The following is a 19,795-nucleotide window of genomic DNA, read 5'->3' on the forward strand; positions in this document are numbered from 1 at the left end:
GGGTAAGGGGACGATCAACCGGGGCTGTGAACTCCTGCGACTACGACTGTGAGGGCTTGCCCCGGCCCGCGATCCTGCCGACCCGCTCCCCCACGCCCCACGTCGTGACCCGCCACAGGGCCTCCACGAGGATGTCGCGGCTCATCTTGGAGTCGCCGTGCTCGCGCTCCACGAAGGTGATGGGCACCTCGACGACGTGGTAGCCGGCCCTGACCGCGCGGCGGGCGAGGTCCACCTGGAAGCAGTAGCCCTGGGAGGCGACCTCTTCGAGGCCGAGGCCTTCGAGGGTTTCGCGGCGGAAGGCGCGGTAGCCGCCCGTGATGTCGCGCAGCGGCAGGTCCAGGGCGACGCGGGAGTAGAGGCTGCCGCCGCGGGAGATGTACTCGCGGGACTTGGGCCAGTTCACGACCCGGCCGCCGGGCACCCAGCGGGAGCCGAGGACCAGGTCGGCGCCCTTGAGGGCGGTCAGCAGGCGGGGCAGTTGCTCGGGCTGGTGGGAGCCGTCGGCGTCCATCTCGACCAGGACGCCGTAGCCGTTGTCCATGCCCCAGCGGAAGCCTGCCAGGTAGGCGGCGCCCAGGCCTTCCTTGCCCTTGCGGTGCAGGACCTGCACGTGGTCGTCCCCGATGGCCAGTTCGTCGGCGAGCTTGCCCGTGCCGTCGGGGCTGTTGTCGTCGGCCACGAGAACGTGCACCTCGGGGACCGCCTTGCGCACCCGGCCCACGATGGCCTTGATGTTCTCCGCCTCGTTGTAGGTCGGAATGATCACCAACGCCGTGCCGAGCGGGCCGAACTGCCTCCCCCGGTCCTGTGCCGCGAGAGTCCCGTCGCCGTCGTTCACTGCTGCCCCTTCAAGTCCGTACGCAGAGGTCCACCATAGTGGCCGCCGCCTGCGATGACGTGACAGGACGTAAGTATGGTGGTGTCGTTTCCACAAAAGCGGGGTAAGAGTGCGCTCTTCGGGACTGTGCGTACGGTGTCGACGGCTGTGCGTGCTGCGGATGGGGGCCCGGCGCCCTTCGGGCCGACCAGGGACCCGCTGGCTGCGGATCGACCGAAAGCCGTTGTCTACTGAACGCCCGGGCCCCACCCGGGTCACACCTCCCCGACCGGCCGGAACGTTCCCTCGTCGTGGCGCGGGCGCTGGGCCTGGCTCCCAGTGGCGGTGCCCCGGTGCGGCACACCGTCCCTGACCCAGCGGCGCGGCGGCGAGTACGCGGACGTTCCCCGGTCGGGCGTCCGGTGGTGGACTCGGCCGAACCTACCGGCCCGCTGCCGTCGGCTGTCAACAGCCGTTTCACCTGCGCCTCTTCTGTCAAAGCCCTGGTCAGCGCTGAGGATACGCAGGTCGCGAGAAGAGGCGGCGACGACCGATCGGCGGTGCGCCACCCCGGTAGATCACTCGCCCGGCCGTACGAACACGGTCCGTCCGCCCACCACGGTGCGCAGGCAGACGGGGAGGTCCAGGCCGGGGGTCAGGTCGGGCAGGCCGGGGGTCCCGGAGCGGGGGTCGGTCGACCAGCGGGCGACCCGGTCGTCCGGGGCCTGGACCACGAGTTCCTCGGTGCGCCAGACGGCGTAGTCCGCGGGTGCGCCCGGCACCAGGACCCCCGCGTCGTCCCGTCCGACGGCCCGCCAGCCGCCGCGGGTGTGCGCGGTGAACGCGGCACGCACGGAGACGCGGTGCCCGGGGGTCCGGTGGAAGGCGGCCGCGCGGACCGTGCCCCAGGGGTCGAGGGGCGTGACCGGGCTGTCGGAGCCGAAGGCGAGCGGGACGCCGGCCCGCAGCATGGCCGCGAAGGGGTTGAGGGTGCGGGCCCGCTCGGCGCCCAGGCGCTGGGCGTACATGCCGTCCTCGCCGCCCCACAGCGCGTCGAAGACGGGCTGGACGGACGCGGTCAGGCCGAGCTCTGCGAAGGCGGCGATCGTCTCGGGCGTGAGCATCTCGGCGTGTTCGACGCGGTGACGGGCGGCCCGGACACGGGCGAGGCCGAGCTTCTCCGCGGCGGCGCGCACGCCCTCGACGACGGCGGTCACGGCGGCGTCGCCGATCGCGTGGAAGCCCGCCTGGAGGCCCGCCTCGGTGCACGCGGTGACGTGCGCGGCAACGGCGGCGGCGTCCAGGTAGGCGGTGCCGGTGTGGCCGGCGTCGGTGTACGGCTGGTGCAGACAGGCGGTGTGGGAGCCGAGGGCGCCGTCCACGAACAGGTCGCCGGCCGCCCCGATCGCGCCCAGCTCGCGGGCCTTGTCGATGTCCTGGTCGGCCCAGTAGCCGACCACCCGCGGCCCGGTCTCCTCGGCCGCGAGCCGGAGCAGGCCGGTGAAGTCCTCCTCGGAGGAGATCTCCGGCCCCGCACACTCGTGCACCGTCCCGATGCCGAGCGAGGCGGCGTGGGCGAGGGCGGCGCGCTGGGCCTCGGTGCGCTGCTGCGGCCTGACGGCGCCGAGGGCGGCGGCGCGTACGGCGTGGTGGGCGTCGGCGGTCAGAGGGGCGTCCGGAGCGTCGAGACCGGGGGTCAGGTCCAGCAGGGCCGTCGTGACGACCGCCGAGTGCACGTCGATCCGGCTGAGGTACAGCGGGCGGCCACCGGTGGCCGCGTCGAGTTCGGCGCGGGCCGGGGGGCGGCCGCCGGGCCAGCGGGCGGCGTCCCAGCCGTGGCCGAGCAGGACGCGGTCGTTCGGGCGGGCGGCGGCGAAGTCCCGTACGAGGGCGAGGGCCGCGTCGAGGGACGGTGCGTCGGACAGGTCGAGGCCGGTGAGGGCGAGGCCCGTGGACGTGGTGTGCACGTGCGCGTCGGTGAACGCGGGGGTGACCAGCGCCCCGTCCAGGTCGATCACCGCGTCGACCCCGTCCGCGAAGGCGTCGGCCGCACCCTCGGAGCCGACCCAGGCGACTTGGCCGCGCTCCACGACCATCGCGGTCGCGAACGGGTCGGCGGGGCTGTGCACCTCGCCGCGGCGCAGGAGGACGGTGGTCGGTTCGGCGGTGCGTTCACTCATGAGGGACAGTTTCGCGCCTCGCTCGGGGCGTCCGGCACGCAGGTCCGTCAGATCCGGGGCGGCCGTGCCTCGTACGGCGTGGACAGCACCACCGTGGTCCGCGTGGACACCCCCGCCAGCGACCTGAGCCGGGCCAGCAGCTCCTCCAGGGCGTGCGGGGTGGAGACCCGCACCTTGAGGATGTAGTTCTCGTCGCCGGCGACGCTGTGGCAGGCCTCGATCTCGGGGACGCCGGCGAGGCGGTCCGCGATGTCGTCGGGGGCGCTGGGGTCGAACGGCTTCACGGAGATGAAGGCGGTCATGGGCAGGCCGACGGCTTCGGGGTCGACCACCGCGGCGTAGCCGCGGATGACCCCGCGCTGTTCCAGCCGGCGCACCCGCTGGTGCACGGCCGAGGTGGACAGGCCGGTGGCTTTGCCCAGGTCTGTGTAGCTCATCCGCCCGTCCTTGACGAGCAGCTGAACGATTTGCCGGTCGAGCTCCTCCATGGCGCAAGAACCTACAGTGCGGCTGATCTCCTTCGATACCTGAGCGGCGCAGGTCATGCCCGGTTCGTGACGCCGCAGGGGGTGGCCCGTGCGCCATCCGGGGGACAAAGCGGCCGCCTCGGGCACCTGCGAATGGCATGTGACGAAGACCACACACCCCTGACCGGCTCCGTGATGTTCTCGTGATTACCGCCGAGACGGGACGGGAAGTGCTTGCTGTGGTCGAGGCCGCAGCGCCTTCACGGCCCAGCCCGAGGGGGAGAATTCAATGCAGAGTCTTAAGCGCCCTGGTCGTACCGCACCCAAGCGGCCGCAGCTGGTCGTCGAATCCGAGCCGGAGGGCGTCGAACCCGACGAACTCGACGAACTCGACGCCTACGACACCTTCGAGATGTACCGGGTCGTCTGCCCGGACTGCGCGCAGCCCATCGCCCTGCTGGCGGACGAGGAAGTCCTGCCGGAGCACGCGCTGTGCGCCTCGCCGTGGAACCCGTTCGGGCTCACGGTCTGCACCGGCACCGGCCGCAAGGCGTCCGACGCCCGCCCGGCGGACGAGTCGGCCGAGCCTCAGGAGCAGGTCACCGCACTCCTGTTGACCCTCCCTCAGGGACTCGACTGGCGGACGCAGCCCTTCTCGCACGTCGGCGGACCGGGCTCCCGTCCCATCCGGGTGCCCGTCATGCGCCGCCAGGCCGCCTGAGCGGCCTCGATCCCACCCCGTGACCGAGCCGCGCCACGGCTCGCAGAGCGTCGTGGCGCGGTTCGGTGTGCCTGGGCCGGGGGGTGTCGGGGTGCCGTCGAGTCAGGAGGTCGCGCCTCCCCGGACGGTCGCGAACTCACGCCCGAATCCGGGGACCGGTGACCTGTCCCCGGGCTTCCGCGTTGCCCTGGTATGACCCCCACACCCACCGCGACCGGGCGTCAGCGCCGCATGTTCGTTCCGGCGCCGGTTCCCGCATCCGCAAAATCGGTTCCGCTGGCGCCACCACAGGTCCAGGACCCGCCCATCTACCGCGATCTGATGCGCGCCTGGGCCGACCGCGGCCGCACCCTGCCGGGGCGCCACGACCCGGAGTGGGCCAGGCTCGCGGCGCCCCAGGTGACGTCGGGTCAGTTCAGCGGGTCTCAGGACCCGCGAGATGACGGGCGATGACCATCCGCTGGATCTGGTTGGTGCCCTCGACGATCTGCAGGACCTTGGCCTCGCGCATGTACCGCTCGGCCGGGAAGTCGGCGGTGTAGCCGTACCCGCCGAGGACCTGGACGGCGTCGATGGCCACCCTCATCGCCGTGTCGGTGCAGTGGAGCTTGGCCATGGCCGCCTGCTTGGCGAACGGCCGGCCCGCGTCCCGCAGTCGCGCCGCCGCCAGGTACAGCGCCCGGCCGGCCTCGATCTGGGTCGCCATGTCGGCGAGCATGAAGCGCAGCCCCTGGAAGTCGGCGATGGGCCGTCCGAACTGCCGCCGTCCGGTCGCGTAGGCCACCGCCTCGTCAAGCGCCGCCTGGGCCAGGCCGATCGCGCAGGCCGCGATGCCGAGCCGCCCGGAGTCGAGCGCGGCCAGGGCGATCGCGAAGCCCTGGCCCTCGTCGCCGAGACGCCGGTCGTCGGGGACGCGGACCCCGTCGAAGTGGACCTGTGCGGTCGGCGAGCCCTTCATGCCCATCTTCTTCTCCGGCGCCGCGGCGCTCAGACCCGCCGCGTCGGCGGGCACCAGGAAGGCCGTGATCCCACGCGGGCCCTCCTCGCCCGTGCGGGCCATGACGGTGTAGAAGTCGGCGATCCCGCCGTGCGTGATCCACGCCTTGGTTCCGCTGATCACCCAGTCCTGGCCGTCGCGCACCGCCTTCGTACGCAGTGAGGCGGCGTCCGAGCCGGAGGACGGCTCCGAGAGGCAGTACGCGCCCAGCAGACCGCCCCCGAGCATCGCGGGCAGGTGCTCGATCTGCTGCTCCTTGGTGCCGTAGGCGGCGAGCGCGTACGAGGCCAGGGTGTGCACGCTGACGCCGAGGCCGACGGTCAGGCGGGCGGCGGCGAGTTCCTCGAGGACCTGGAGGTAGACCTCGTAGGGCTGGTCACCGCCGCCGTACTCGGAGTCGTACGGCAGGCCGAGCAGTCCGGACTCGGAGAGCAGGGTGAAGACCTCGCGCGGGAAGCGTCCGGCGTCCTCCTCCTCGGCCGCCTTCGGGGCGATCTCGCGCTGCGCGATGTCGCGGACGAGCGAGATCAGATCCCGGGCCTCGTCCGTGGGCAGTTGCCGGTCCACCGGCTGCGGGGCGCGGTCGGGCATGGCGACGCTCTCCTCCCTGTCGGGAACGGGCGGACAGGCCCGTTGTGGGGTCAGCTCCGCCGGGTCTCACTGGTGCCGGCCGATGCTCGCACTCCCGGGTCGCGGAAGCTGCTGACCAGCGGCTGTGCGCTGTGAGTATGCCCGATCGGATGCACCCCGTCACCAGTTAACGACCGCTTACTTCAAGAAATTCCGGCACGTCCGACGTCGGCCGAAAATTGGTACGAACCATTGACCCGAATGGTCTAGTCCTCTTACTGTTTCGCTCCAACGCTTCCCCGCGTTCATGCCAATCGGCGTGCGATCCCCTCCCTGTCCCCTGCGAGGAGACACCCGATGCCCACCCCGCTCCACCACCGCGCCCGGTTCCGGGCCCTCCTGTCCGCCTCGTGCTGCGCCGCCCTCGGCGCCGCCCTGCTCGCCGGTGCGGGCACCGCCACCGCCGACGAGCCCGCCCCCGCCCTGGCTTCCGAGCCCGGCGCGGCCGGCTCGAAGGTCGTCGGCTACTTCACCGACTGGGGCATCTACGGCCGCCAGTACTTCGTCAAGAACATCGAGACCTCCGGCTCCGCCGACAAGCTCACCCACATCAACTACGCCTTCGGCAACGTCACCGACGGCAAGTGCGCCCTCGGCGACGCCTGGGCGGACACCGACAAGCCGTTCACCGCCGAGGAGTCCGTCGACGGTGTCGCCGACACCGCGGACCAGCCGCTGAGCGGCAACTTCAACCAGCTGCTCAAGCTGAAGAAGCTCCACCCCGACCTCAAGATCATCTGGTCGTTCGGCGGCTGGAGCTGGTCGGGCGGCTTCGGCGAGGCGGCCAAGGACCCGGCGGCCTTCGCCCAGTCCTGCCACGACCTGGTCGAGAACTCGAAGTGGGCGGACGTCTTCGACGGCATCGACATCGACTGGGAGTACCCGAACGCCTGTGGCCTGACCTGCGACACCAGCGGCCGGGACGCGTTCCGGGACGTGATGGCCGCGCTGCGCGCCAAGTTCGGCAAGCGGCAGCTGGTCACCGCGGCGATCACCGCCGACGCCACCCCCGGCGGCAAGATCGACGCGGCGGACTACGCGGGCGCGGCGCGGTACGTCAACTGGTACAACCCCATGACGTACGACTACTTCGGCACCTGGGCCGCCGCCGGCCCGACGGCGCCGCACTCCCCGCTGACGTCCTACCCGGGCATCCCGGAGGAGGGCTACAACACCGCCGCCACCATCGCCAAGCTCAGGAGCCTGGGCATCCCGTCCTCGAAGCTGCTGCTCGGCATCGGCTTCTACGGGCGCGGCTGGACCGGCGTCACGCAGGCGAAGCCGGGCGGCACGGCCACCGGCCCGGCGGCGGGCACGTACGAGGCCGGCTTCGAGGACTACAAGGTGCTGAAGACCACGTGCCCGCCCACCGGGATCGTCGGCGGCACCGCCTACGCCAAGTGCGGCAGCGACTGGTGGAGTTACGACACCCCGAAGACGATCAAGGGGAAGATGAAGTACAAGGACGCGCAGGGTCTGGGCGGCACGTTCTTCTGGGAGCTGAGCGGGGACACCACAGACGGTGAGCTGATCAGGGCGATCAACTAGCCCGGCACACCGAGGACTTGGGGCGGAGGACCACGAGCCTTCGCCCCAGGTCGCCAGTAGACAGTTCTCAGCCGTCAGCCGTTGTCGCGGCGGGCCGGCTCCGGGGCCGGATAGGCGGGCTCCATCTCCTCGATGGCCCGCATCGAACCGCCGAGCATCTTCACCAGCAGTTCGCGCATCGTGTCGCGGGACAGCGTGGGGCGGTCGATCCAGGCGAGGGTGGCGCCCTCGACGCTGCACAGCCAGGCAAGCAGGCCCATGCGCGGCACCGGCGCGAGGTCGCCTCGGCCGTACGCCCCCTCGGCGATGGTGGCGACGATCGCCTCGCGCACTCCGTCCCGGATGGCGTGCACCTCGGCGTCGAAGCCGACGCCACCGCTGACGATGGTGCGGTAGGCGGCCTGGTTGTGCTCCGCGTACCGCAGATAGCTGTCGACGGTGCGGTGGACCCGGTCCACCGGCTCCAGTTCGAGGCCGCTCGCCGCGAAGGTGACCAGGTCGGCGACGGAGTCCTGGATGATCGCCAGGTAGTAGCCGCGCTTGGACTGGAAGTAGTAGTAGATCAGCCCCTTGGCGACATGCGCCTGCCGGGCGATGTCGTCCATCGAGAGTGCGTCGTACGACGTGTCGGCGAACAACTTCCGCCCGATGGCGATGAGTTCGGCACGGCGTGCGACCGAGCGCTCGGTGCCGCGCGCCCGGGGACGGGCGGCGTCGCGCTGGTGACTGATATTCAATTTCGACCCTGGTCTCAACGGGCGGCGGGACACCCGCAGTATGTCAGGTCGGGTATGTGACAGATCACAGCAGGCCGAGCTGGGTGACGAGCATCGCGATCACCACGACGAGGGTCCAGCCCATGACGTGCTCGACGACCTTCGGGCCGTCGTCGCGGGGACCGCCGGTACGGGCGCGGGCGGCGGTGGCTGAGTGTGCGGTCATGGCTTCTCGCTGAGGTCGGACGTACGGGTGGGCTCCCCCCACCGGACTGTCCACCTTGCCACCGGAAGCGGCTTTTGGGGCCGAGAGCTTGGTCACACGCGGACGGCCCCCGCCGCGGCGCCGGGGGCCGTCCGTGCACCGGGTTCAGCGCACGCCCACCGCCGCGAGCGCCTTGCGCTGGCGCGCGGTCGGCAACGCCGGGAAGTACAGGTAGCAGACGCCTCCGGTGCCGGAGACGACCTTGCCACTGGCGTTGTACCGCTTGGTGCGGAGCCAGATGTTCTCCCACTCTCGCCGCTTGTACACGCGCCGCACGGCCTCGTTGGTCGGCGAGGCCGGGTCGTTGGCGATCACGTCGCCGGCCGCCGTGAAGCCGATGACCGTCATCAGATGGCCGGAGGTGCCGTAACCCGCCCCCGTCAGCTCCTCCTTGAGGAAGGACTGGGACGTTATGGCCGGGATGCCGGCCGCGATCAGCGTCTCCAGGTCGGTGAGGGAGCCGAGCCGGGTGACCACGCCCTGGAGGCCCTTGAAGGTGGCGGCGTAGGCGGCGTTGAACGGCCAGTTGCCGCAGCCCGCGTACTGGTAGTCGTACGTGAAGCGGGCCGCGTGGCACACCTGCGGGTCGGCGTACTCCGGCTCGACCCAGGCCAGCTGCTCGGAGGAGAGCCGGCCGCCCCAGTACTCGATGATCATCTGCGAGGAGGTGGGGCTGCACCAGGCCTCGCCGCCGTTGTCGTACTCGGGGTACTGGCCGACGTGGATCTCCTGCGAGTAGCGCGGCACGCCCAGTTCCTGGGCGAGGCCGGGGACGGAGGCCGCGACGGTGAAGCGGTCGGGGACGTCGGAGCCCATCGCGCCGAGCCGCCAGACCGTGGGCGTGACCTTCGCGCCGGGCTTGCGGTAAAGGGTGAGCCGCAGGCGGTACGAGACCAGGCGCAGGCCCGTGGCCGGGTCGTCGATCGCGAAGGTGTCCGTCCAGATGCTGCTCTTGTCGTCGCTCTGGTCGTCGACCGAGGTACGCCTGATGTCCTGGTCGCCGGCCGCCCAGCGGCCCATCACGTACCAGGGGGTGTCCGTACCGTCGGAGTACGTACCCTTCAGCTCGACCTGGATCCAGGTGCCGCCCGGGGTGCGCGCGTTCCAGGAGGTGATCACCTCGGTGGAGGGGACGGCAAGGCCGTGGACGGGAGACGTCCAGGTGGCGTACTCCCAGGCGGCCGTCCTGCCGGTGTGCGGGTCGGTGTAGTCGACGGTGCCCACGGGGCTGCCGATCACGAGCCCGGGGCGGGTGCCCGCGACGGCCCGGGTGCCCTTGGCGGCGCCGCCGCGCCAGTCGGCGTACGAGATCCAGAAACGGTTGTCGACCGGGCGGGCCCGGACGGCTGTGTCGGTCACGGCACTGCTCACGGTGTCGGCGGACGCCGGGCCCGCGCTGCCGGCCACGGCGGCGGCGACCGCGGCGGCCAGGACGGTTCTGCGGGACGGCTGTTCGGCTCTGCTCATGGGCGGAATGACCCCCAAGGTGTTCGAGTCGGGGCAGGTCCAATGCACGGTTGTGCGCCAACTATGGAGCAGCCCGCATGCTCCTGCCAGCACTTCGGGCCATGCCACGCCCGGCAATATTGGTCTCCTCCACTGGCATGACCTGGCCGACTTAGACTGCACGGAGAAAAACCGCCCCTACGCCCCTGCTCCCCGCCCTCCGCTCCCTGCTCCCTTGAGGAACGGCCATCCGCGACCTCGCCTCCCGGCTCCGCCGGCTGCCCCCGTCCTGCGGCCCGGTCCGCCTGATCGGCGTCGACGGGCACGCCGGCTCCGGCAAGTCCACGTTCGCCGGCCGGTTGGCCCGGGAACTGGACGACGCGCCGGTGCTGCGCCTCGACGACATCGCCAGCCACGAGGAGCTGTTCGGCTGGACCGGGCGGCTGCTGTCCCAGGTGATCGAACCGCTCGGCCGCGGCGAGCGCGCCCAGTACACGCCCTACGACTGGCACACCCGCCGCTTCGGACCACCGCGCGCCCTGCCGCCGGCCCCGGTGATCCTGATCGAGGGCGTCGGTGCGGGCCGCCGGGCACTGCGTCCGCATCTGGCCCACCTGCTGTGGATGGAGGTGCCGCGCGAGGTGGCGTGGGCGCGCGGGCGGTCGCGGGACGGGGAGGAACAGCGGGAGTTCTGGGCCGGGTGGGTCAGGGCGGAACAACGGCACTTCGCCGACGACTCCTCGCGGCCCTTCGCCGACCTTCTGGTACGGCAGTGCCAGGAGGGATATGAGGTGGTTCATGGGCCTGCCGGGACGGTTGGCTCGGACCACGATGTCACGTACGGTGACGGGCCGTCGGCAGTGTGCTGAACTTGTGAAGGGCCTTGCGGGAGAAGTTCCCGGAGTGCTTCAACTCGGCTTGACCGGGGGGCCGTACAGGTCTTACGTTCTGAATGTGCGGCCATTCGAAGCCGCCCGCAGACGCGAAGCCCCCGGTTGTTCCCCCGTGATCGGGGGCTTCGTTCTGCCCTCTCTCTCCCCAATTCGGACGCCCCGAGGCACGATCTACTCACGCTCGGTCACCATGCGTGAGTCCGCCCCTCCGCTCCCACCTCGCCAAACGGCCTGTGCGGCACCCTACGGCGGGCGACACCACCGCAGGTACGATGCCCTCGGTGCGACCTGGACGGCTGCTCTGCACACCGTTGCAACTCCGGTCCGCGGCAGAGCGGTTGGACCAAGCGGTCGACGGGCACCGGCCCGCCGGCCAACCAAACGGGGGCACGCTTTGTGGGGGACGTGATGGACTTCGGCACGCAGGGCCCCGAGGCCCCGGCCGACCTCGCCTGGCTGCGAGGGGTGGACGCCTACACGATGGGCGCCTACCCGCAGGCGGAGGAGGAGTTCCGCACCGCGGTGCGGATCGATCCCGGGATGGCCGACGGCTGGCTCGGACTGCACGCACTGCGTGTGGACACGACGACCGCGCTGCTGAGGATGTTCCGGCACCGGGACCGCTTCGGCGAACAGCGCGCCCGGCACCGGCGCACCCTCAACTCCTGGTACTGGCTGGGCTGGTGGGTGCAGCCCGTGCTGGAAAGCCCGCGCGACCTGCTCCTCGCCCACGCCTCGCACTGGCTGGACGGCCGGCACGTCCCGGAGCTGGACCGGGCCCTCGCGGGTCTGCCGCCGGTCGACGCCGACCACCAGGTCCGCTTCCTGCACGCCTGCCGCGCCTATCTCGTCAAGGACTGGGAACAGCTCGTCCGGCACACCGACCCGCTGGTCAACGACCCCATGCTGGGCATCGAGGCGGGACTGTTCGGCGGTATGGCCCGGGTCCGCCTCGAGATGTACGGGCAGGCCGAACCGCTGTTGTCGGCGGCCCTGATGCGCTGTCGCAGCGAGCAGCCCCAGCGCAAGGAACTGCGCTACTGGCTGGCACGGGCTCACGAGGGCACCGGCCGCAGTGCGGCAGCCCTCCCCCTGTACCGCGCCGTGCACCGCGTCGACCCGGCCTTCATGGACACCTCGGCCCGGCTCGCCGCGATCTCCGAGGGCGACGGGTACGACGAGGCCACCGACCTCGCCGCGATCACACTCACCGGGGCCGGGCAGGACATGATGGACGGCCCCGACGGGTTCGACCCGCTCTTCGGCACCGAAGGGCGGGACCTCCGGCTCCCGGAACCGGACCTGCCGCCCGCCGGTCCGCTGCCGTCGGCCACCGACCCGACGGTGCGCGAGAAGGGCGCAGCGTCACCGTTGCTCCCCGCCGGGCCCACCGATCCCGCCTTACTCGAGGACGCGCTCGCCGAGCTGGAGCGCATGGTGGGCCTGGAACCGGTGAAACGCCAGGTCAAGGCACTGTCCGCGCAGTTGAACATGGCCCGGCTGCGCACCGGGCAGGGCCTGCCGGTCCAGCCGCCCAAGCGGCACTTCGTCTTCTCGGGTCCCTCCGGCACCGGCAAGACCACGGTGGCCCGTATCCTCGGCCGCGTCTTCTACGCCCTCGGGCTCCTCGGCGGCGACCATCTCGTGGAGGCCCAGCGGGCCGACCTGGTCGGTGAGTACCTCGGCCAGACGGCCGTGAAGGCCAACGAGCTGATCGACTCCGCGCTCGGCGGCGTCCTCTTCGTCGACGAGGCCTATTCGCTGTCCAACTCCGGATACGGCAAGGGGGACGCGTACGGCGACGAGGCGCTCCAGGTGCTGCTGAAGCGCGCCGAGGACAACCGCGACCACCTCGTGGTGATCCTGGCCGGCTATCCCGAGGGCATGGACCGCCTGCTGGCCGCCAACCCCGGACTGTCGTCCCGCTTCACGACCCGCGTCGACTTCCCGTCCTACCGTCCGCTCGAACTCACCTCCATCGGCGAGGTGTTGGCCACGGAGAACGGTGACGCGTGGGACGAGGAGGCACTGGACGAGCTGCGGTCCATCGCCGGGCACGTGGTCGATCAGGGGTGGATCGACGAGCTGGGGAACGGGCGGTTCCTGCGGACGCTGTACGAGAAGAGCTGCGCGTACCGGGATCTCCGGTTGTCGACGTATCCCGGGATGCTGACGCGGGACGACCTCGCGACGCTGCGGCTGCCGGATCTGATGCAGGCGTACGGAGAGGTGCTGTCGGGGCGGGGGCCGCAGGATCCGTCGCCGACGTAGCCACGTAGCTGCGGGCAGTCGTGCCGCTGGGGCGATGTCCCCCGCTCGAGCGAAGCCGAGAGTGAGGGAGGGTGGGCGCAGCGGCACCCAACCGGCGCGGGCGAGCGAAACCCCGCCCGCACCAGCACAGGGCACCTGCTAACTCGCCAGTGCCTCCTCCGGCTCCCCGCTCACCCGGGGCTCCGCGACCCGTACCTCCGGCACCTCCCGGTGCGCCGGGTCCCTCACCTCGCCGACCAGCAGCTCCAGTACGTCCTCCAACGCGACGAGCCCCAGCACCTTGCCGGACGCGTCCGCCACCTGGGCGAGGTGCGTCGCGGCCCGGCGCATGACCGTGAGCGCGTCGTCGAGCGGCAGTTCGGGCCTGAGCGTGGTCATCGGCCGCCACACCTGCTGCGGCACCGCCCGCTCGGAGTCCTCCAGGTCCAGTACGTCCTTCACGTGCAGGTAGCCCATGAAGGCGCCGGTCTCGGCCGCCACCGGGAAGCGGGAGTAGCCGGTGTGACCGGTGAGTTCGACGATCTGGCCCGGGGTGACCGAGGGGCTGACCGTCACCAGCGACTCGCGCGTCAGCAGCACGTCCGTGACCGGGCGGGAGCCCAGCTCCAGGGCGTCCTCCAGGCGTTCCTGCTCCTCCGGGTCGAGCAGTCCGGCCTGGCCGGAGTCCTCCACCAGCCGGTTGAGCTGTTCGCTGGTGAACACGGCCTCGATCTCGTCCCTGGGCTCGACGCCGAAGAGCCGCAGGATGCCCCCGGCGCAGGCGCCGAGAGCCACGGTGATCGGCCGGCAGAGGCGGGCGAAGGCGACCAGGCCGGGGCTGAGCCACAACGCGGCCTTCTCCGGGGCGGCCATCGCGAGGTTCTTCGGGACCATCTCGCCGATGACGAGGTGGAAGAAGACGACCGCGGCGAGCGCGATGACGTAACCGAGCGGGTGGATCATGCCGTGCGGCAGGTGGACCCACTCGAACAGGGGCTCCAGCAGGCGCGCGACCGTCGGTTCGGCGACCGCGCCCAGCGTCAGCGAACAGACGGTGATGCCGAACTGGGCGGCCGCCATCATCTGCGGCAGCCGCTCCAGGCCGTACAGCACCTGGCGGGCCCGAGTGGTGCCGAGCGGTTCGATCTGGCTGCGGCGCACGGAGACGAGCGCGAACTCGGCCCCGACGAAGAAGCCGTTGGCGAGCACGAGCAGCGCGGCGAACAGGAGTTGGAGCACGGTCATCGCACGGCCTCCAGCACGACGGGAGCCGTCCGTACCAGGCGGACCCGCTCGGCGCGGTAGTGCCCGACCTGGCGTACGGACAGGCGCCAGCCGGGAAGTTCGGTCGTGTCGCCGACGGCCGGGATGCGGCCGAGCAGGTCGGCGACCAGTCCGGCGACTGTCTCGTACGGTCCTTCCGGCACGTGCAGGCCGATGCGCTGGAGGATGTCGACGCGGCAGCTGCCGTCGGCCTCCCAGACGGACCTGCCGTCCTCCGGCGGGGCGGCGGCGAGTTCCGGCAGGTCCTGGCCGTCGTGCTCGTCGCGGACCTCGCCGACGATCTCCTCGACGATGTCCTCCAGCGTGACGACGCCGGCCGTGCCGCCGTACTCGTCGACGACCACGGCTATGGGCTGTTCGTTGCGCAGCTGCGCGAGCAGCGGCCGTACGGGCAAGGTCTCCGGCACGAGCAGGGCCGGACGGGCGATGCGCCGCACCGGGGTGCGCAGCCGGTCGGCGACGGGGACGGCCAGGGCGTCCTTGAGGTGCACCATGCCGACGATCTCGTCGATCTTCTCGCGGTAGACGGGGAAGCGGGACAGGCCGGTGGCGCGGGTCAGGTTGACCACGTCCTCGGCGGTGGCCGTCGACTGCAGGGCGCTGACCTTCACCCGCGGGGTCATCACGTGCTGCGCGGTCAGCTCGGCCAGTGACAGGGTCCGTACGAAGAGGTCCGCGGTGTCCTGCTCCAGGGCACCGGCCCGCGCGGAGTGCCGGGCCAGGGAGACGAGTTCGCCGGGGGTGCGGGCGGAGGCCAGCTCCTCGGTGGGCTCGATGCCCATCGCACGGACCAGGCGGTTGGCGACCGCGTTCAGCCCGGCGATCACCGGGTGGAACAGGCGGGCGAAGGCGTGCTGCGGGCCGGCGACGAAGCGCGCGACCTGCATGGGCTTGGACACCGCCCAGTTCTTGGGCACCAGTTCGCCGATGACCATCTGCACGGCCGAGGCCAGCAGCATGCCGACGACCACGGCGACACCGGAGACGGCGCCCTCGGGGATGCCGGTCGCGGTGATGGGGCCGTCCAGCAGTTCGGCGAGCGCCGGTTCGGCGAGCATGCCGACGACGAGGGAGGTGATGGTGATGCCGAGCTGGGTGCCGGAGAGCTGGAAGGACAGCTCCTTGAGGGACTCGACGACCGTACGGGCCCGTCGGTCGCCCTCGGCGGCGGCCTTCTCGGCGTCCGTCGCCTCGACCGTCACCAGGCCGAACTCGGCCGCGACGAAGAATCCGTTGGCGAGGATCAGCAGGAACGCGGCTCCGAGGAGCAGCAGGGGGGTGCTCATGATGCCGCCGCCTCCGCGTACGCGCGGACTGCGAGGTCGCAGTCCGCGGTATGTCGGCAGGGGGCGGCGCAGGTACTACAGGACGATCCGTCCATCGCCGGAGAGGGTCACTCCTCGCGTAGCAGGAACCCCTGGGCGCCGGGCGGCGCGCAGGGGCGGAGGCGCAGCGAAAAACGCCTCCGCCAACAGATTAATCAAGACATGGGCCTGTGCGGCAGGGTGGACGGCCCCGAGTCAGCTCTGATCTTCCTCGGGGCGGGCCGTGGAGTGGGCCTCGGCGAGCGCCCGCAGCGTGCGCGCGTCGGCGATGGCACGCTGCTTGGCGATGCCCGGCTGGATGCCGAGCGCGGGCAGGCTGGTGCCGTCGCTGAGGTTGAGGAAGACCCAGGGGTCGCCGGGCCGGAGGTTCACCTGGATGATCTCGGCCCAGTCCAGGCGGCGCTTGCTGGCGATGTTGACGACGGTGACGCCGGACTCGTCGGCGACGACCTTCGGCCGCGACAGCTGGAACAGCACGCCGAACAGGAGCGCGCCGGTGAAGACGAAGCTGAGGCGCTCGCCGGGGCTGAGCTGTTCCAGCAGCATGGCGACCGTCGTGATCACCACGAAGATCGCGACGCCGGCGGTCAGCAGCACGGCACGGGTGCGTCCTGGCCGGAACGTGACGGGAAGAGAGGGCAGTTCGGACATTCTGGCCACGCCCCTCAGAGACGGCAGGCGTGGATGGCCGTCGTCAGGATGGCCCGGGCGCCGATGTCGTACAGGTCGTCCATGATCCGCTGGGCTTCCTTGGAAGGGACCATCGCACGGACGGCGACCCAGCCCTCGTTGTGCAGCGGGGAGACGGTCGGGGACTCCAGGCCCGGCGTCAGCGCCACGGCCTTCTCCAGCTGCTCGACGCGGCAGTCGTAGTCCATCATCACGTACGTCCGGGCCACCAGGACGCCCTGGAGGCGGCGCAGGAACTGCTGCACCTTCGGCTCGACCGTTTCGTCGGCCTCCGCGCCGGCACGGCGGATCACGACGGCCTCGGACTTCATGATCGGCTCGCCGATGACCTCCAGGCCCGCGTTGCGCAGCGAGGTGCCGGTCTCGACGACGTCCGCGATGACCTCGGCGACGCCCAGCTCTATGGCCGTCTCGACGGCGCCGTCGAGGTGGACGACGGAGGCGTCGATGCCGTGGTCGGCGAGGTGCTTGGCGACGATTCCCTCGTAGGAGGTGGCGACCGTCATGCCGTTGAGGTCCTTCACGCTGCTTGCCGTGCCCGGCTTGGTGGCGTAGCGGAAGGTGGAGCGGGCGAAGCCGAGGGGAAGGATCTCCTCGGCGTTCGCGCCGGAGTCGATCAGCAGGTCGCGGCCGGTGATGCCGATGTCGAGCTTGCCGGAGGAGACGTAGATCGCGATGTCGCGGGGGCGGAGGTAGAAGAACTCGACCTCGTTCTCCGGGTCGACGATCCGCAGTTCCTTGGACTCGCGGCGCTGCTGGTAGCCGGCCTCATGCAGCATCTCCGCCGCAGGTCCTGACAGGGAACCCTTGTTGGGGACGGCGATGCGCAGCATGAGGTCGGCTTCCTTCGTTCGTGCGGGGGCGATGTGTGGGTGGGTGGCGCGGCTCAGAGATGGGCGTAGACGTCGTCCAGGGAGATGCCCCGGGCGACCATCATCACCTGGACGTGGTACAGCAGCTGCGAGATCTCCTCGGCAGCCGCCTCCTTGCCCTCGTACTCGGCGGCCATCCAGACTTCGGCGGCCTCCTCGACGACCTTCTTGCCGATGGCATGGACGCCCTTGCCGACCAGCTCCGCGGTGCGGGAGGTGGCGGGGTCGCCGGTTGCGGCCTTGTGCTGGAGCTCGCTGAAGAGCTCCTCGAACGTCTTATTGGACATGGTGCCGCCCACTTTACGCGTGTGCCGGCCGGGCTAGCGCCACGGTTCGGATACTGAGCGGAGGGTGGCTGCCGTGGCCACCGCCGCCGTCACCGCCTCGTGCCCCTTGTCCTCGCGGGAGCCCTCGATGCCGGCCCGGTCCAGGGCCTGCTCCTCGGTGTCGCAGGTCAGGACGCCGAAACCGACAGGGACGCCGGTGTCGACGGAGACCTGGGTGAGGCCCTGGGTGACGCCCTGGCACACGAACTCGAAGTGGGGGGTGCCACCGCGGATGACGACGCCGAGGGCGACGATCGCGTCGTAGCCGCGGCCCGCGAGGACCTTGGCGACGACCGGGAGCTCCCAGCTGCCGGGGACCCTCAGCAGGGTCGGCTCGTCGATCCCCAGGTCGTGCAGGGCCCGCAGGGCGCCGTCCACCAGGCCGTCCATCACCTTCTCGTGCCACTGCGCCGCGATGACGGCGACCCGCAGGTCTCCGACGTTGCGTACCGACAGTTCCGGTGCACCCTTGCCGCTCACGTGTCTCGCGTCTCCTCGTGGTTTCTGCTTACTGGTTGCCGCAGGTGGACACGGGGGCCGTGTCCAGCCAGGGCAGGTCGTGCCCCATCCGGTCCCGCTTGGTGCGCAGGTAGCGGAGGTTGTGTTCGCCCGCCTGTACCGGCATCGGCTCGCGGCCGTTGACCTTGAGGCCGTGGCGGACGAGCGCGTCGGTCTTGTCGGGATTGTTCGTCATCAGGCGCACACTGCGGACCCCGAGGTCCTCCAGGATCTGCGCGCCGGCGCCGTAGTCCCGGGCGTCGGCGGGCAGGCCGAGTTCCAGGTTGGCGTCGAGGGTGTCGTGGCCCTGTTCCTGGAGCTCGTACGCGCGCAGCTTGGACAGCAGCCCGATGCCGCGTCCTTCGTGGCCGCGGAGGTAGACCACCACTCCCCTGCCCTCGGTCTGGATGCGCTCCAGGGAGGCGTCGAGCTGGGGGCCGCAGTCGCAGCGTGCGGAGCCGAAGACGTCGCCGGTGAGGCATTCGGAGTGGACACGGACGAGGACGTCCTCGCCGTCGCCGATCTCGCCGTGGACGAGGGCGACGTGCTCGACGCCGTCGACGGTGGAGCGGTAGCCGTACGCGGTGAAGGTGCCGTGGACGGTGGGCAGTCGGGTCTCGGCCTCGCGGCGGACGGTGGGCTCGGAGCTGCGGCGGTAGGCGATCAGGTCCTCGATGGAGATGATCGTCAGGCCGTGCTTGCGGGCGAAGGGGATCAGTTCGGGCAGGCGCAGCATGCGTCCGTCCTCGCCGGCGATCTCGACGATCGCGCCGGCCGGACGCAGGCCCGCGAGGCGGGCGAGGTCGACGGCGGCCTCGGTGTGGCCGTTGCGCACGAGGACGCCACCGGGCTTGGCGCGGAGCGGGAAGACGTGGCCGGGGCGGACGAGGTCCGTGGGCTCGGCCGTGCCGCTCGCGAGCAGCTGCAGCGTGGTGGCGCGGTCGGAGGCCGAGATGCCGGTGCTCACGCCGTGGGCGGCGGAGGCGTCCACGGAGACGGTGAACGCGGTTTTCATCGACTCGGTGTTGTCGTCGACCATCTGGGGGAGCCGGAGTCGCTCCAGTTCGTCGCCCTCCATGGGGGCGCAGATCAGGCCACGGCACTCGCTCATCATGAAGGCGATGATCTCGGGGGTCGCCTTCTCGGCGGCGATGACGAGGTCGCCCTCGTTCTCCCGGTCCTCGTCGTCGACGACCACGATCGGGCGGCCGGCCGCGATGTCCGCGATGGCCTGCTCGATCGGGTCGAGGGCGAAGTCCTCGAGACCGTCGGTGCTGTACAGGATCGGTGCCGCGCTCATGCCGGCGCTCCTTCCAGAGCGGGCTGCGGTCCCTTGCGGGAGCGCAGCCACCAGTCGCGCATGCCCCACAGGACGAGCGCGCCGTAGATGACGTAGACGAAGCCGGAGAAGGCGTAGCCGTTGGCGAAGTTCAGCGGGACGCCGACCAGGTCGACCAGCAGCCAGGCGAACCAGAACTCGACCATGCCGCGGGCCTGGGCGTACATGGCGACGACGGTGCCGACGAAGATGTACGCGTCCGGCCAGGGGTCCCAGGACAGGGTCGGGTAGGCCTTGAAGAGGAGGGCCACCGCGACCGTGCCGACGGCGGCGGCGCCGATCATCGCCCCGCGCTCGCGCCAGGTGGCGAACCGCGGGGTGATCTGGCCGTCGCCGGACTGCCCCTTGTTCCGGTTCCACTGCCACCAGCCGTACCCGGCGACGGCCATGACGACGGCCTGTTTGCCGGCGCTGCCGGTCAGGTGGCCGTAGAAGGCCCCGAACAGGACGAGGCCGGACAGGAACTGGACGGGCCAGCTCCAGATGGAGCGGCGCCAGCCGAGGGCGAGGGCGACCAGGCCGAGGATG

20 protein-coding genes are annotated in these 19,795 nt (G+C 71.2%); 5 read left to right on the top strand and 15 right to left on the bottom strand.

What is annotated here, in order from left to right; all coding sequences use genetic code 11:
- Positions 1–40: 40 nt before the first annotated feature.
- The 3 genes from KUM49_RS27010 to KUM49_RS27020 all read right to left on the bottom strand — a co-directional run bounded on the left by KUM49_RS27010 (position 41) and on the right by KUM49_RS27020 (position 3,488).
- The gene (locus KUM49_RS27010) at positions 41–841 is read right to left on the bottom strand and encodes a polyprenol monophosphomannose synthase (RefSeq protein ID WP_217239559.1); all 801 of its coding nucleotides are present in this window, start codon (positions 839–841) and stop codon (positions 41–43) included.
- A 557-nt stretch (positions 842–1,398) separates the two neighbouring features.
- Complete coding sequence (locus KUM49_RS27015) at positions 1,399–3,000, bottom strand: amidohydrolase (RefSeq protein ID WP_217239560.1); 1,602 nt, start codon at positions 2,998–3,000, stop codon at positions 1,399–1,401.
- A 47-nt stretch (positions 3,001–3,047) separates the two neighbouring features.
- Positions 3,048–3,488, bottom strand: coding sequence for an Lrp/AsnC family transcriptional regulator (locus KUM49_RS27020; RefSeq protein ID WP_217239561.1), 441 nt, complete (start codon positions 3,486–3,488; stop codon positions 3,048–3,050).
- A gap of 268 nt (positions 3,489–3,756) precedes the next feature.
- Here KUM49_RS27020 and KUM49_RS27025 point away from each other — a divergent pair, with 268 nt between their 5' ends.
- Both KUM49_RS27025 and KUM49_RS50785 read left to right on the top strand, forming a co-directional pair.
- On the top strand, positions 3,757–4,188 hold the full coding sequence (locus KUM49_RS27025) for a hypothetical protein (RefSeq protein WP_217239562.1): 432 nt from the start codon (positions 3,757–3,759) through the stop codon (positions 4,186–4,188).
- A gap of 192 nt (positions 4,189–4,380) precedes the next feature.
- Positions 4,381–4,641, top strand: a complete 261-nt coding sequence (locus tag KUM49_RS50785; protein WP_254401843.1) for a hypothetical protein — start codon at positions 4,381–4,383, stop codon at positions 4,639–4,641.
- Here KUM49_RS50785 and KUM49_RS27030 read toward each other — a convergent pair.
- Positions 4,604–5,776, bottom strand: coding sequence for an acyl-CoA dehydrogenase family protein (locus KUM49_RS27030; protein WP_217239563.1), 1,173 nt, complete (start codon positions 5,774–5,776; stop codon positions 4,604–4,606). The two genes, KUM49_RS50785 and KUM49_RS27030, sit on opposite strands and share 38 nt — an antisense overlap.
- Positions 5,777–6,112: 336 nt before the next feature.
- Here KUM49_RS27030 and KUM49_RS27035 point away from each other — a divergent pair, with 336 nt between their 5' ends.
- Positions 6,113–7,363 (top strand): glycoside hydrolase family 18 protein, encoded by a 1,251-nt coding sequence (locus KUM49_RS27035; RefSeq protein ID WP_217239564.1) that lies wholly within the window; start codon positions 6,113–6,115, stop codon positions 7,361–7,363.
- Positions 7,364–7,437: 74 nt separating this feature from the next.
- Here KUM49_RS27035 and KUM49_RS27040 read toward each other — a convergent pair whose 3' ends face one another.
- The 3 genes from KUM49_RS27040 to KUM49_RS27050 all read right to left on the bottom strand — a co-directional run bounded on the left by KUM49_RS27040 (position 7,438) and on the right by KUM49_RS27050 (position 9,811).
- Positions 7,438–8,100, bottom strand: a complete 663-nt coding sequence (locus tag KUM49_RS27040; RefSeq protein ID WP_217239565.1) for a TetR/AcrR family transcriptional regulator — start codon at positions 8,098–8,100, stop codon at positions 7,438–7,440.
- A 64-nt stretch (positions 8,101–8,164) separates the two neighbouring features.
- A complete protein-coding gene (locus tag KUM49_RS27045; RefSeq protein WP_217239566.1) occupies positions 8,165–8,305 on the bottom strand; it encodes an SCO1431 family membrane protein in 141 nt (46 codons plus the stop codon).
- Positions 8,306–8,449: 144 nt separating this feature from the next.
- Positions 8,450–9,811 (bottom strand): peptidase C39 family protein, encoded by a 1,362-nt coding sequence (locus tag KUM49_RS27050; RefSeq protein ID WP_217239567.1) that lies wholly within the window; start codon positions 9,809–9,811, stop codon positions 8,450–8,452.
- Between the two features lie 227 nt (positions 9,812–10,038).
- Here KUM49_RS27050 and KUM49_RS27055 point away from each other — a divergent pair, with 227 nt between their 5' ends.
- Positions 10,039–10,659 carry a uridine kinase gene (locus KUM49_RS27055; protein ID WP_217239774.1) on the top strand — a complete coding sequence of 207 codons (621 nt, stop codon included), beginning with the start codon at positions 10,039–10,041 and terminating at the stop codon, positions 10,657–10,659.
- Positions 10,660–11,091: 432 nt separating this feature from the next.
- The gene (locus KUM49_RS27060; RefSeq protein ID WP_217239568.1) at positions 11,092–12,954 is read left to right on the top strand and encodes an AAA family ATPase; all 1,863 of its coding nucleotides are present in this window, start codon (positions 11,092–11,094) and stop codon (positions 12,952–12,954) included.
- A gap of 138 nt (positions 12,955–13,092) precedes the next feature.
- On the opposite strand, the gene KUM49_RS27065 is transcribed toward KUM49_RS27060, so the two are convergent.
- The 8 genes from KUM49_RS27065 to pnuC all read right to left on the bottom strand — a co-directional run.
- The gene (locus KUM49_RS27065) at positions 13,093–14,178 is read right to left on the bottom strand and encodes a hemolysin family protein (RefSeq protein ID WP_217239569.1); all 1,086 of its coding nucleotides are present in this window, start codon (positions 14,176–14,178) and stop codon (positions 13,093–13,095) included.
- Positions 14,175–15,503 carry a hemolysin family protein gene (locus KUM49_RS27070; protein ID WP_217239570.1) on the bottom strand — a complete coding sequence of 443 codons (1,329 nt, stop codon included), beginning with the start codon at positions 15,501–15,503 and terminating at the stop codon, positions 14,175–14,177. Before KUM49_RS27070 ends, KUM49_RS27065 begins: the two co-directional genes overlap by 4 nt.
- Positions 15,504–15,737: 234 nt before the next feature.
- Positions 15,738–16,193: a PH domain-containing protein gene (locus KUM49_RS27075; protein ID WP_217239571.1), complete on the bottom strand. Its 456-nt coding sequence runs from the start codon at positions 16,191–16,193 to the stop codon at positions 15,738–15,740.
- A gap of 14 nt (positions 16,194–16,207) precedes the next feature.
- Entirely contained in the window at positions 16,208–17,065 is an 858-nt protein-coding gene (hisG, locus tag KUM49_RS27080; protein WP_217239572.1) for an ATP phosphoribosyltransferase, read from the bottom strand.
- A 53-nt stretch (positions 17,066–17,118) separates the two neighbouring features.
- Positions 17,119–17,391, bottom strand: a complete 273-nt coding sequence (locus KUM49_RS27085) for a phosphoribosyl-ATP diphosphatase (protein WP_217239573.1) — start codon at positions 17,389–17,391, stop codon at positions 17,119–17,121.
- A 33-nt stretch (positions 17,392–17,424) separates the two neighbouring features.
- A complete protein-coding gene (gene ribH / locus KUM49_RS27090) occupies positions 17,425–17,910 on the bottom strand; it encodes a 6,7-dimethyl-8-ribityllumazine synthase (protein ID WP_217239574.1) in 486 nt (161 codons plus the stop codon).
- 28 nt (positions 17,911–17,938) lie between these two features.
- Entirely contained in the window at positions 17,939–19,228 is a 1,290-nt protein-coding gene (locus KUM49_RS27095) for a bifunctional 3,4-dihydroxy-2-butanone-4-phosphate synthase/GTP cyclohydrolase II (RefSeq protein WP_217239575.1), read from the bottom strand.
- The coding region (gene pnuC, locus KUM49_RS27100; protein WP_217239576.1) for a nicotinamide riboside transporter PnuC at positions 19,225–19,795 on the bottom strand (571 nt) is incomplete at its 5' end. The genes KUM49_RS27095 and pnuC, both read right to left, overlap by 4 nt.

Source organism: Streptomyces sp. AC555_RSS877 (assembly GCF_019049245.1).
Taxonomy (GTDB): domain Bacteria; phylum Actinomycetota; class Actinomycetes; order Streptomycetales; family Streptomycetaceae; genus Streptomyces.